Origin of the sequence: Streptomyces tricolor (genome assembly GCF_002155905.1) — a bacterium.
Taxonomy (GTDB): domain Bacteria; phylum Actinomycetota; class Actinomycetes; order Streptomycetales; family Streptomycetaceae; genus Streptomyces; species Streptomyces tricolor.
Window position 1 is genome coordinate 1 of record NZ_MUMF01000128.1, and the last position, 11,876, is coordinate 11,876.

The 11,876-nt window shown below is 73.2% G+C and carries 13 protein-coding genes; 8 read left to right on the plus strand and 5 right to left on the minus strand.

Annotated features, from left to right (window positions below; all coding sequences use genetic code 11):
• Positions 1 to 221 precede the first annotated feature (221 nt).
• Positions 222 to 848 carry an NUDIX domain-containing protein gene (locus CCN44_RS10595; RefSeq protein WP_237482190.1) on the minus strand — a complete coding sequence of 209 codons (627 nt, stop codon included), beginning with the start codon at positions 846 to 848 and terminating at the stop codon, positions 222 to 224.
• 266 nt (positions 849 to 1,114) lie between these two features.
• Between CCN44_RS10595 and CCN44_RS10600 the strand changes: the two genes are divergently transcribed.
• Both CCN44_RS10600 and CCN44_RS10605 read left to right on the plus strand, forming a co-directional pair.
• Positions 1,115 to 1,582, plus strand: coding sequence for a CYTH domain-containing protein (locus tag CCN44_RS10600; protein ID WP_059249043.1), 468 nt, complete (start codon positions 1,115 to 1,117; stop codon positions 1,580 to 1,582).
• A complete protein-coding gene (locus CCN44_RS10605) occupies positions 1,579 to 2,475 on the plus strand; it encodes an NAD(P)-dependent oxidoreductase (protein WP_059249042.1) in 897 nt (298 codons plus the stop codon). Before CCN44_RS10600 ends, CCN44_RS10605 begins: the two co-directional genes overlap by 4 nt.
• Positions 2,476 to 2,490: 15 nt before the next feature.
• Here the strand turns inward: CCN44_RS10605 and CCN44_RS10610 are convergent, their stop codons facing one another.
• Positions 2,491 to 2,979 carry a nucleoside-diphosphate kinase gene (locus CCN44_RS10610; RefSeq protein WP_079080944.1) on the minus strand — a complete coding sequence of 163 codons (489 nt, stop codon included), beginning with the start codon at positions 2,977 to 2,979 and terminating at the stop codon, positions 2,491 to 2,493.
• A gap of 281 nt (positions 2,980 to 3,260) precedes the next feature.
• On the opposite strand from CCN44_RS10610, the gene CCN44_RS10615 reads away from it, so the two are divergent.
• Positions 3,261 to 3,920 carry a response regulator transcription factor gene (locus CCN44_RS10615; protein WP_059249040.1) on the plus strand — a complete coding sequence of 220 codons (660 nt, stop codon included), beginning with the start codon at positions 3,261 to 3,263 and terminating at the stop codon, positions 3,918 to 3,920.
• Positions 3,921 to 3,985: 65 nt separating this feature from the next.
• On the opposite strand, the gene CCN44_RS10620 is transcribed toward CCN44_RS10615, so the two are convergent.
• The gene (locus CCN44_RS10620) at positions 3,986 to 4,531 is read right to left on the minus strand and encodes a DoxX family membrane protein (RefSeq protein ID WP_059249039.1); all 546 of its coding nucleotides are present in this window, start codon (positions 4,529 to 4,531) and stop codon (positions 3,986 to 3,988) included.
• A 129-nt stretch (positions 4,532 to 4,660) separates the two neighbouring features.
• On the opposite strand from CCN44_RS10620, the gene CCN44_RS10625 reads away from it, so the two are divergent.
• The 3 genes from CCN44_RS10625 to CCN44_RS10635 all read left to right on the plus strand — a co-directional run bounded on the left by CCN44_RS10625 (position 4,661) and on the right by CCN44_RS10635 (position 7,350).
• Positions 4,661 to 4,987: a nuclear transport factor 2-like protein gene (locus CCN44_RS10625; protein WP_059249038.1), complete on the plus strand. Its 327-nt coding sequence runs from the start codon at positions 4,661 to 4,663 to the stop codon at positions 4,985 to 4,987.
• A gap of 50 nt (positions 4,988 to 5,037) precedes the next feature.
• Positions 5,038 to 6,021: an aldo/keto reductase gene (locus tag CCN44_RS10630; RefSeq protein ID WP_189397227.1), complete on the plus strand. Its 984-nt coding sequence runs from the start codon at positions 5,038 to 5,040 to the stop codon at positions 6,019 to 6,021.
• A gap of 114 nt (positions 6,022 to 6,135) precedes the next feature.
• Positions 6,136 to 7,350, plus strand: a complete 1,215-nt coding sequence (locus CCN44_RS10635; RefSeq protein ID WP_223283915.1) for a D-alanyl-D-alanine carboxypeptidase family protein — start codon at positions 6,136 to 6,138, stop codon at positions 7,348 to 7,350.
• A gap of 241 nt (positions 7,351 to 7,591) precedes the next feature.
• Here the strand turns inward: CCN44_RS10635 and CCN44_RS10640 are convergent, their stop codons facing one another.
• Both CCN44_RS10640 and CCN44_RS10645 read right to left on the minus strand, forming a co-directional pair.
• Positions 7,592 to 8,350: an SDR family oxidoreductase gene (locus CCN44_RS10640; RefSeq protein WP_086697473.1), complete on the minus strand. Its 759-nt coding sequence runs from the start codon at positions 8,348 to 8,350 to the stop codon at positions 7,592 to 7,594.
• A gap of 56 nt (positions 8,351 to 8,406) precedes the next feature.
• Positions 8,407 to 9,459 (minus strand): Gfo/Idh/MocA family protein, encoded by a 1,053-nt coding sequence (locus CCN44_RS10645; RefSeq protein WP_189397228.1) that lies wholly within the window; start codon positions 9,457 to 9,459, stop codon positions 8,407 to 8,409.
• A gap of 121 nt (positions 9,460 to 9,580) precedes the next feature.
• Here CCN44_RS10645 and CCN44_RS10650 point away from each other — a divergent pair, with 121 nt between their 5' ends.
• On the plus strand, positions 9,581 to 10,885 hold the full coding sequence (locus CCN44_RS10650; RefSeq protein ID WP_086697474.1) for a multidrug effflux MFS transporter: 1,305 nt from the start codon (positions 9,581 to 9,583) through the stop codon (positions 10,883 to 10,885).
• Positions 10,825 to 11,876 (plus strand): serine hydrolase domain-containing protein (locus tag CCN44_RS10655; protein ID WP_208639749.1); only part of this gene is annotated, 1,052 nt, incomplete at its 3' end. The genes CCN44_RS10650 and CCN44_RS10655, both read left to right, overlap by 61 nt.

Here is an 11,876-nt window from a genome sequence, read left to right on the forward strand (position 1 = left end):
AGCAGGCCGCCGACGATCTCGCCGATCACCTGGGGCTGGCGGAGCCGTTTGAACACATGGCCGACGCCGTGGGCGCAGGTCGCGAGGACGACGAGGGCCAGCAGGACATGAGCCGTGTCGGACGGGGTGAGTGACATGGATCGAGCCCTTCTTTCGCCCTTCCGGTCCGGAGGGCGGACGTCACCGTGGAGCGGTCCGCGTGCGGCTCGCACCGCACGTGATCATGCACATGACATAAGGGGGCGCAGGTACAGCAGCAGGAGCAGCGTCTTGGCGTCGGCGGCCGGCCCGCTCAGCACCTCGTCCAGGGCCTCGTCCAGGGGGAGTTCCCGCACCTGGATGTCCTCTCCTTCCTCGGCGACGCCACCGCCGGCGGAGACGCGGTGCCCGGGGTCGTACGCGGCGACGAACAGATGCGTCCGTTCGGAACTCAGCTGGGGGGCGAGATAGGTGACGCACACCTCGCGCAGCTCCCCGATCCGGAACCCGGTCTCCTCCTCCGCCTCGCGCCGGACCGCCGTACCCGCGTCGTCCGCGTCCAGCAGTCCGCCCGGTACCTCCAGCAGCCGTCCGTCCGGGCGCCCGTGCAGAAAGGCCGGCACCCGGAACTGGCTGGTGAGCACGACGGTGCCGCGGGCCGGGCAGTACGGCAGCACGGCCGCCCGGTCACCGCGCGCCATGCTCAGCCGGGTGAAGCGCCGCGCCCGGCCGTCGGGGCCCGGACTCTCCAGGTGGAAGCGGCGCACGTGGAACCAGTCGTCCAGGACCGTCTCCGTGGTGCGCAGCCGTACGTCCGGATCCCGCGCGCCGTCCCGTGCCAGGGCGTCAGGCCGTATCGGTCCAGTCATGTCCGCCTTCTTGAACGCAGTGTCCCTGTCCGGCCTGTCCTGTGGTGGCACGAGCGGACCGGCGAAGTCCCCGTCACGTGCCGTCGGTGTATTCGAACGCACCGTCCGACGGCCGGACAAGTGGCAGAAGGTTCCTGTCCTCAGGAGGTGGCCGACCGGCTACCTCCGAGGTATCTGCACACCCGGCTACCTGCCCCGATGCGGCATCCGGAGGCGACACTGTGCGCTGTTTGCCATCCCTCCTACGGACTGAGGTCTGCCACTCCATGCACGTCGAGATCGAGCGAAAGTTCCTCGTGGACTCCCTGGACGCGGTGAACGGGACCGACGCCGTCCCGGTCCGCCAGGGCTATCTGGCCCGCGGCGAGGGGGAGGAGGTGCGCGTCCGCCGGCAGGGCGAGGAGTTCACCCTGACGGTGAAACGCGGTTCCGGGCTCACCCGGTCCGAGTGCGAGATCCCGCTGGCACCCGAGCAGTTCCAGGAGCTGTGGCCGGCCACCGAGGGAGCCCGCGTCACCAAGTCCCGCTACGCCGTGGCGCTGCCCGACGGACGCACGGCCCATGTGGACGTGTTCGACGGGCGGCTGCTCGGACTGGCCACCGTCGAGGTCGAGTTCCCCTCCGAGAGCGAGGCGCGCGCCTTCGACCCGCCCGCCTGGTTCGGGGCGGAGGTCACCGAGGACGCCCGGTACGCCAACCGGGCCCTCAGTTCCGCCGACGGGGTGCCTGCATGACCCGCGTCGGCGTGATCGGCCTGGGCACCATGGGCCACGCCATGGCGGTCCGGCTGCTGCGCCGCGGGCACCACGTCACCGGCTGGAACCGGTCGGCGGACGCCCTCGGCCGGTTCACCGCCGCCGGCGGGACGGCCGCGGCCACCCCGCGCGCGGTGGCGCGGTGCAGCGAGGTCGTCCTGGTCGCGACCTCCGACGAGCAGGCGCTGCGCGAGGTGACCGAGGGCGACGAGGGGGTGCTCGCGGGGCTCGCCGGCACGGACGCGGTGCTGGTGCAGACGTCGACCGTGGCCCCGGAGGCGTACCGCCGGCTGTCCGCGGCCCTGCCGCCGGGAGCCGGGCTGCTGGACGCGCCCGTCATGGGCAGCGTCGACGCCGTCCTCGCCGGACGGCTGACCGTGTTCGCCGGCGGCCCGCCCGAGCTGGTGCGGCGGTGCCTGCCCGTCCTGGACGACCTCGGGCCGGTCTGCCGGACGGGGCCCCTGGGGTCGGGGTCGGCCGCCAAGCTCGTGGCCAACGCGGCGCTCTTCGGCGTCCTCGCCCAGCTGGGCGAGACGCTGGCCCTGGCCGACGGCCTCGGCCTGGACCGGGACACGGCGTTCGAGGTGCTGGCGGCCACCCCGCTGGCCGCCCAGGCGGAGCGCCGCCGCCCGTCGCTGGAGAAGGACGAGTACCCCACCCGGTTCTCCCTGCGGCTGGCCGCCAAGGACATGGGCCTCATCCGGGAGGCGGCCCGGCGGCACGGCGTCGAACTGCGCCTGGGGGAGGCGACGTCGAGCTGGGTGGAGCGGGCCCTCGCGGCGGGATACGGCGAGGAGGACTACACGGTGCTGCTGCGCGGCGCCTCCCGTGCGCCGCGGGACGCGGATCCGAGGCGCCGGGACAGCGCGTAGCCGGGCGGGGCCTGCTCAGTACATCAACTGCTCCGCCAGCGTGCGGTACTCGAACAGCTCCTGCGCGGTGAACCACAGGTCCACCTCGTACTTCGCCTCCGCCACGGTGGCGGAGGCGTGCACGATGTTCGCCATGCCCTTGCCGGACACCCGGCCCGCCTCGTTGCCGACGTGCGAGAAGTCCCCGCGGATCGTCCCCGGGGCGGCCTGGTCGGGGCATGAGGCGCCGATGAGCTTGCGCACCACGGCGACCGCGCCCGGGGCCTGGAGGACGAGGGCGATGACGGGGCTCTGGCGCATGAACGCGCTGCTGCGCCGGTAGATGTCCGGGCCCAGCCGCTCCTCCAGATCGGCGTAGTGGCGGCGGACCAGCTCGCCGTCCATCCACCGCATCTTCACGCCGACGATTTTCAGGCCGGCCTCCTCGAAGCGGGCGAGCACCTTTCCGGACAGCCCGCGCAGCAGGGCGTCCGGTTTGATGAGGACGAGGGTCCTTTCGGCCATGTCCACTGGGGCGCCTGTGTCGCTTGTGGCATCGCTCTCGCGCTGAATGGTCATGTCTGTCCTTTTCGCGGCGATGGGACGGCGGTGACGTGCTGCGGACGCTCTAATCTCCGGAGGGAAATTTTGGCTGGATCTCTTTCATCGGGTAGCAGGAAACAAGACAGTCTTCGTGATCATGGCCCAAACATGGTGCGAACACGTGTTGTCCGTGTTTCCCTTGGTGGCGGCGCTGCGATCGGGCACGAAGCGTATCGGCCGAAAGGCGGAGCGGGGGCGGACTTATGCAGAAGCCGATGTTTCTTCGCGTCCTGTGGGTGGTCAGCGACGAGGTTTCCCTCTACGGCCTGACGGCCCTGCTCGATCTCGTGGGCAGCGTATCCCAATATGAGGTGTGCCTGGATGTATCGGCCGCCGAAAAGCGGCTCCAAGAGCATTCGTTCGACGTGTGCGTACTTCCGGTGGAACGGTACAACACGCAGGTCGGCGAGTTGGCCGGCCGCTGTGGATCGCTCCTCGTGCTGACGCTGCCGACCGGCAAGAACCCGGAGGATTTCGGGCAGGTCGGCCATCGGATCGCGCACTGGATGCCGCAGCAGCGCATCACTTTGGGCATGCTGCAGAAGGTTTTTCTCGGATTCACCGAGGGTATGCATCGGCAATCGAACCCGGCCGCTCCCGGCGACCGTGCCATGCGTATCCTGCACCGCGTGACCGAACGGGAACGGGAAGTGCTCCGGCTTCTCGCCCGGGCGCAGAGCAACCAGCAGATAGCGCGGAGCCTGGGAATATCCATTCACGGCGTCAAACGGCACGTATCGAATCTGCTGCTGAAATTCGACTGCTCGAACCGGACCGAACTCGCCCTGGCGGCGTCCCAGCTCTCGGTCGATCTGGCGCACCGGCCGGCAGCGGTCGTACGGACCGGTGCGACAGGCCCCTGAGCCGACGGCGGTTTCCGGTCAGGCGAGGAGTGCTGCGAGCCGCGCCTCACCCGCCGGGCCGTGCCTCACTCCTCGAACAGCGCCTCCTGCTCGCCCTCCCGCTGCCGCCGCAGCCGCCGGTTCCGTGCCCCCACCACCACGGCCGTGGCCGCCGCCGTCGCACCGAGGGCCGCAGGGACCATCCAGCCGCGGTCGAGGACATGACCGAGGGCGTGGTCGAGGGAGAGGCGGCCGGGGCCGGTGACGGCGAGTCCGGCCGCGGCCAGGCCCAGGGTCGCCGCGTGCTCGTAGCCGCCCTCCTGGGCGAAGAAGCCGTTGGGCACGTGCACCGCCGAGGCACCTGCCATCCCGCCGGCCGCCGCCGCGCCCGCCGCGGGCGTCGCGAGGCCCAGCGCGAGCAGCGTGCCGCCGCCCGCCTCCGCCAGGCCCGCCGCCAGCGCGCTGGCCCTGCCGGGCGCGTAGCCGACGGACTCCATGAACTGGCCGGTGCCCTCCAGCCCGTGCCCGCCGAACCAGCCGAACAGCTTCTGCGCGCCGTGCGCCGCCAGTACCCCGCCGGTGCCCAGCCGGAGCAGCAGCAGGCCCACATCACGTCGGTCGTAACAGGTCACGGTGACTCCCCAGCAGACAGGCGGACGGTCCCCTCCCGCGCCCCCACCCTGGCACCGCCGGCGCCGCCCGGCCCGTCCCGGGGCGCCGTTCGGGTGGCGGGACCGGGGCGGCGGTGTGAGCCTGGCGCCATGACGATTCAGCCAGCCAAGCTCAGCGACCCGGCCGTCCGGGCCTTCGTCCACGCCGTCAACTCCCACGACCGCGAGGGCTTCATGTCGCTGCTCGCGCCCGGCGCGACCATGGCCGACGACGGCTCCGACCGGGACCTCGCCGAGTGGATCGACCAGGAGATCTTCTCCTCCCACGGCCACATGGAGGTCGACAACGAGTCCGACGGCGGCCGCACCCTGCTGGCCCGCTACCGCAACGACACCTGGGGCGAGATGCGCACCAAGTGGAGTTTCACCGTCGAGGACGACGGGCGGATCTCACGGTTCGAGACCGGGCAGGCCTGACGGCACAGGGCTTGTCCTCGTGTGCGCTCCAACTCCTAGCGTCTGCCGGCATGACGACGCAACGGACGTGGGGACGCAGCGGGGCAGAGGTGAGCGCGCTCGGCTTCGGGTGCTGGGCCATCGGGGGTGAGCACCGGACCGCGGACGGGCAGCCCGTCGGCTGGGGGAGGGTGGACGACGACGAGTCCGTACGGGCCGTCCGCCGCGCCCTCGACCTCGGCGTCACCTTCTTCGACACGGCCGACTGCTACGGCACCGGGCACAGCGAGGAGATCCTGGGCCGGGCCCTGGGCAAGCGGCGCGACGAGGTCGTCCTCGCCACCAAGTGGGGCAACGTCTTCGACCCGGACACCCGCACCCTCACCGGCACCGACGACACCCCCGAGTACGCCCGGCGGGCCCTGACCGCCTCGCTGCGCCGCCTCGGCACCGACCACATCGACCTGTACCAGCTGCACCTGGCCGCCGCCGACCCGGCGCGCGCCGCCGAACTCCGCGACGCGTGCGAGGAGTTCGTGCGCGAGGGGCTGATCGGCGCCTACGGCTGGAGCACCGACGACCCCGCGCGGGCCGCCGTCTTCGCCGAGGGCCCGCACTGCACGGCCGTGCAGCACGCCCTCAACGTCCTCCAGGACGCGCCCGCGCTGCTGGAGCTGTGCGAGCGGCTGGAGCTGGCGAGCGTGGCCCGGAGCCCGCTGGCCATGGGACTGCTGGCCGGGCGGCGCGGCGGGGCGCTGGAGGCCGGGGACATCCGCAGCCGGCCGCCCGCCTGGCTCCCGGGGTACGCGGACGACGGCTCCGGTGCCGATCCGCGCTGGCTGGCCCGGATCGACGCGGTGCGCGAGGTCCTCACCAGCGGCGGCCGTACCCTCGCCCAGGGCGCCCTCGCCTGGCTGTGGGCGCGCAGCCCGCGCACCGTGCCCATCCCCGGCTTCCGGACCGTCGCCCAGGCCGAGGAGAACGCCGGGGCGATGGCCGAGGGGCCGCTCACCGCGGCGCAGTTGGCCGAGATCGACCGCCTGCTGGACAGATGACGGTGTGCCGCGGAGGGCGGGGCGGCCCGGCGGATTCCCATGGCGTGGCAAAGACCGGTCCGTTTCGGCCGTCCGCTCGCGAATCCCCTGTTCGACGCGGTGTACCGTCCCGGGGTGCGCGAAAGTTCCCGGCTCAGCCGGCGTGCCGTCCTCGGGCTGACGGCCGCCGCCCTTCCCCTGTCCACGGCCACGGAGGCCGCCGCCGCGACCGCGGTCGTCGGCGGCGAGCGGCTGGCCCGCACGGGCGTCCAGGTGCGCGGCGCCTCCGGACTGCCCGAGAAGCTCACCGCCCGCGCCTGGCTGGTCGCCGACTGCGAGAGCGGGGACGTGCTCGCCGCGTTCGGCGCGCACCGGCGGCTCGCGCCCGCCTCCACGCTGAAGATGCTGTTCGCGGACACCGTGCTGAAGAAGCTCGACCCCGCCGAGCGGTACCGGGTGACCGACGCCGACCTCGCCGAGGTCCCGGCCGGCTCCAGCCTCGTCGGCATCAAGCCCGGTATCACCTACACCGTCGAGCAGTTGTGGCAGGGCGTGTTCCTGCGCTCGGGCAACGACGCCGTGCACGTGCTGTCCCGCATGAACGGCGGTATCGCGAAGACCGTCGCCGAGATGCAGGCCAGGGCCGCGGACCTGCAGGCCCTGGACACCCAGGTGCGCAGCCCCGACGGCTACGACCACAAGGGCCAGCTCTCCTCGGCGTACGACCTCACGCTCATCGCCCGCCACGGCCTGAAGGACCCCGACTTCCGCCGCTACTGCGGCACGAAGACCGCCGACTTCCCGGCGGGCGGCAAGAAGACCTTCCAGATCCAGAACACCGACCGCCTGCTGACCGGGGCATGGGGCCTGAAGACGTACGACGGCCTGATCGGTGTGAAGAACGGCTACACCAGCCACGCCGGCAACACTTTCACCGGCGCGGCCGTCCGCGGCGGACGCACCCTGCTGGTCACCGTGATGCACCCCGACTCCGGCGGCAACGCCGTCTACGAGCACACCGCCGCACTGCTCGACTGGGGCTTCACGCACGGGCGTTCGGCGCGGCCCGTGGGCAGGCTGGTCGAACCGCTCAGCGAGGGCGGGGCGAGCGCGAGCCCGGCGCCCGGGGGGAAGGCCGTACAGGCGGCGGCCGGCCCGCCCGGCTCGGCGTCCGCGGGCGGCTCGGCGTGGCAGGTCGCTCAGGGCGCCGCCGGGGCGCTCGCGGTGCTGGGGCTGGGCGCCTGGACCCTGCGCCGGCGCCGGGCCCGGGCGGCGACGGCGCTCGACGGCGACGGCGGGCCGGAGACGGAGGGCAGGCCGGGAGCGGGGGGCCGGCGCCGCCGGCGCTGAGCCGCCCCGCGCGGTCGTGCGGCGGCCGTTCCAGGGGCCGGCGTGTACCCGCGGTCCGCCGCGAGGTCCACCCCCAACTCCGGCCCGGTGGAACGACCGCCGCCGCCCCCCTCGGAGTGGCCGCGGAACTGCCGTGCGTCAACTGTGAAGCTCTCGTGGAGAAAAGTTGAGCACACGTCCGCGACCGGCCGCAATAGCGCGGATGTTCCCACTCCGTTTGCGGCCGGGCGCCGAGCGCCGCTCAACCCCGCCCGATGTACGGCATCGTCGTCGCCAGCACCGTCGCGAACTGCACGTTCGCCTCCAGCGGCAGCTCTGCCATGTGCCGCACGGTGCGCGCCACGTCGGCCACGTCCATCACCGGTTCCGGGGCCACCTCCCCGTTCGCCTGGAGTGCGCCTGTCTGCATCCGGGCCGTCATGTCCGTCGCCGCGTTGCCGATGTCGAGCTGCCCGACCGCGATGCGGTACGGCCGCCCGTCCAGTGACAGCGACTTGGTCAGACCGGTCAGCGCGTGCTTGGTCGCGGTGTAGGCGACCGAGTGCGGGCGGGGCGCGTGCGCCGAGACGGAACCGTTGTTGATGATCCGGCCGCCCTGCGGGTCCTGCTCCTTCATCCGCCGGTAGGCCGCCTGGGCGCACAGGAACGCCCCGTTGAGGTTGGTGTCCACCACGTGCCGCCACGCGTCGTACGGCAGGTCCTCCACCGGGACCCCGCCGGGCCCGAAGGTTCCCGCGTTGTTGAACAGCAGGTCCACCCGGCCGAACCGCTCCACGGCCGCCGTGAACAGCGCGTCGACGTCCTCGGGCCGGGACACGTCGGTGGGCACGGCGAGGAAGGCCGCCTCCGGCACCAGCGCCGCCGTCTGCGCCAGCGGCTCGGCGCGCCGCCCGGCCAGCGCCACGGACCAGCCGGCGCGCAGCAGCTCCACGGCGACCGCCCGCCCGATGCCCGAGCCGGCCCCGGTCACCACCGCGATCTTCGAGTTCCTGTTGGTCATGGCTCCGCAGCGTAGGCGGCCGGTCCGCCATGCGGAATCATGTGTCCGCCATACGGCTAGACGGTCGCCCGGGCGGTCGCCGTCACCGCGTCCCCGGGATACCGCACCCCGATCCGCTCCCGCACCGCGTCCAGCGTGCGCATCACCGCGAGCGTCCCCTCCAGCGGCACCAGCGGCGACTCCTTCTCGCCCGCCCGCAGCGCCCGCATGACCTCCTTCGCCTCGTGCCGCAGGCTCGTGCGCGGCCCGTCGGCGGGGTCGGCGGCGAACTCCTCCGGATCCCGGCCGTCGCGGTGCAGCACGAACCGGTCCGGGTGGAAGAAGCCGGACGGCACGTCGATCCGGCCGCGCGTCCCGGTCACCGACGCCGTCACCGCCGTACCCCCGGCGATCGAGCAGTGCAGCGCGGCCAGCGCTCCGCTCTCCCAGGACAGCAGCGCGCCCGTCTGGAGGTCGACGCCCTCCTCCGACAGCACCGCGCTCGCCGTGATCCCGTCCGGCTCGCCCAGCAGCAGCTGCGCGAACGACACCGGATACACGCCCAGGTCCAGCAGCGCCCCGCCGCCCAGCGCCGGATCCCGCAGCCGATGCCCCGACGGCAGTACTCCATTCCTCGCCCCGGGCAAGAGGTGCCCGGCCAGCCCGAAGTCCGCCTGCACCGTGCGCACCTCGCCGATCGCCCCGTCCTCCACCAGCGCCTTCAGTCGCCGGACCAGCGGATTGCAGTACATCCACATCGCCTCCATCAGGAAGCGGTCGTGCTCCCGCGCCAGCGCGACGAGGTCCTCCGCCTCACGCAGGTTCAGCGTGAACGGCTTCTCGCACAGCACGTTCCGGCCCGCCTCCAGGCACAGCCCGGCCGCCGCCCGGTGCGCCGAGTGCGGGGTCGCGACGTACACGACGTCGACCTCCGGATCCGCGGCCAGCGACTCCCAGTCGCCGTACGCCCGCGCCACCCCGAACCGCTCGGCGAACGCCTCGGCCGGCTCCCGGCGGCGCGAGGCCACCGCCACGATCTCCGCGTCCGGCAGGTCGACCAGGTCCGCCGCGAACGCCGCCGCGATCCCGCCGGTCGCCAGGATCCCCCACCGCACGTTCCGCTCCGCCATCTCGCGCCCCACCCTCGCTCATACGTGCCTCGGCAGTGTGTACGAGCTGAGAGCATAGGTGCCGGTCGTGTCAGCGACACCGATGTCATCAGAAGCGGGACACAGCAGCAGGGAGGGGCACATGCCGGAGCACGCGGCGGCACCGACACCGGAGACGCAGCAGGAATCCACCACCGCACCACCGTCGGCCGCCACCCGCCGCACCGGCCTGCTCGTCACCTTCGTCCTGGGCGGCCTCACCGCGACCCCGCCCCTCGCCATGGACATGTACCTCCCGTCCCTGCCGGAGGTCACCCGCTCGCTGCACGCCTCAGCCGCCGCCGTCCAGCTCACCCTCACCGCGTGCCTGCTGGGCATGGCGCTCGGACAGCTGGTGGTCGGCCCGATGAGCGACCGCTGGGGACGCCGCCGGCCGCTGCTCACCGGCCTCGCCGTCTACCTCGTCGCCACCGCCCTGTGCGCGGTGGCGCCGAACGTCGAGACCCTGGTCGCCCTCCGGCTCGTGCAAGGACTCGCGGGCGCGGCGGGGATCGTCATCGCACGGGCCGTCGTACGCGACCTCTACGACGGCGTGGCCATGGCCCGCTTCTTCTCCACCCTGATGCTGATCTCCGGGGTCGCCCCGATCGTGGCCCCGCTCATCGGCGGGCAGATCCTGCGGGTCACGGACTGGCGGGGCGTGTTCGTCGTCCTCACCGTGGTCGGTGCCGCGCTCGCCGTTCTCGTCTGGCTGCGGCTGCCCGAGACCCTGCCGCCCGCCGGCCGGCACGGCGGCGGAGTGGGGCAGGCCCTGCGAGCGATGCGCGGCCTGCTCGCCGACCTGCCCTTCACCGGCTACATGCTGGCCGGCGGCTTCGCCTTCGCCGCGCTGTTCGCGTACATATCCGCGTCGCCCTTCGTCATCCAGGAGATCTACGGCGCCTCCCCGCAGACCTTCAGCCTGCTGTTCGGCCTGAACTCGGTCGGCCTGGTGATCGCCGGCCAGATCAACGGCAAGGTGCTGGTCGGCCGGGTCAGCCTGGACAAGGTGCTCGGCACCGGCCTGGCGGTGATCGTGCTCGCGGCCACCGCCCTGCTGCTGATGGCCTCCGGCGCCCTCGGCGAGGTCGGCCTCGCCCCGATCGCCGCCGCCCTCTTCGTCCTGATGTCCGCGATGGGCATCACGCTGCCCAACGCCCAGACCCTCGCCCTGCTGCGCACCCGGCACGCCGCGGGCTCCGCCTCCGCGCTGCTCGGCACCTCCTCCTTCCTCGTCGGCGCGACAGCCTCCCCGCTCGTCGGCGTCGCCGGGGAGGAGACCGCCGTTCCCATGGCCGTCGTCCAGCTGGGCGGGGCACTGGTGGCGGTGGCCTGCTTCGTGGGAATGTGCCGTCCCTGGACGACACGGGACACCGCCCGTGCGGGCTCGGAGGGAGACGAGAGCTGAGCGCACCGAGACTGCGCACCGGCAGACCGGAACGGGCCGGGCTCGACCCCGGCGCACTCGGCCGCCTGGTCGACGAGGTGCGCGCCCTCACCGCCGGCGAGCGTCCCTGGGCGGCCGGCGCCGTCGTGCTGGCCGGCCGCGGCCCCGTCATCGCCGTCGCCGAGGCGGCGGGCTGGGCGGTGCGGTACTCCTCCTGCGACCCCGAGACCGGCACCGGTGTCGAGCTGCCGCCCGCCGCCCGGATCCCGGCCACCCTCAACACCCGCTTCGACCTGGCCTCCCTCACCAAGCTGTTCACGTCCGTCGCCGCCGTGCAGCAGATCGAGCGCGGCACCCTCGGCATGGACGCCCAGGTCGGCGACTACCTGCCCGACTTCCACGCCGCCGCCGCGCACGGCGTCACGGTACGGCAGCTGCTCACCCACACCTCCGGCCTGCGCCCCGAACTGCCCCTGTACGACTGCCCGGACGACGCCACCCGGCTCGACCTGCTGCGCGCCGAGGCCCCGTCCGCCGAACCGGGCCGGTACCGCTACTCGGACCTGAACATGCTCCTGCTCCAGTACGTCCTGGAGCGCATCACCGGCCGCACCCTCGACGTCCTCGTCCGGGACGGCATCACCCGCCCGCTCGGCATGACCGCCACCGCGTTCGGGCCCTGCCCCGGCGCGGCGGCCACCGAGGACCAGCGGCGGCCGTGGGCCAAGGCCGACCGCGGGATGCTGCGGGGCGTCGTCCACGACGAGAACGCCTGGGCGCTCGGCGGGGTCGCCGGCCACGCCGGCCTCTTCTCCACCGCGCCCGACCTGGCCGTCCTCTGCCGTGCCCTGCTCGCGGGCGGCTCCTACGGCCCCGCGCGCATCCTCGGCCCCGACTTCGTGGAGCTGCTGTTCACCCCGCCCGGCCTGGGCTTCGCCCTCGACCAGCCCTGGTTCATGGGCGAACTGGCGGGCCGCGGCGCGGCGGGCCACACCGGCTTCACCGGCACCTC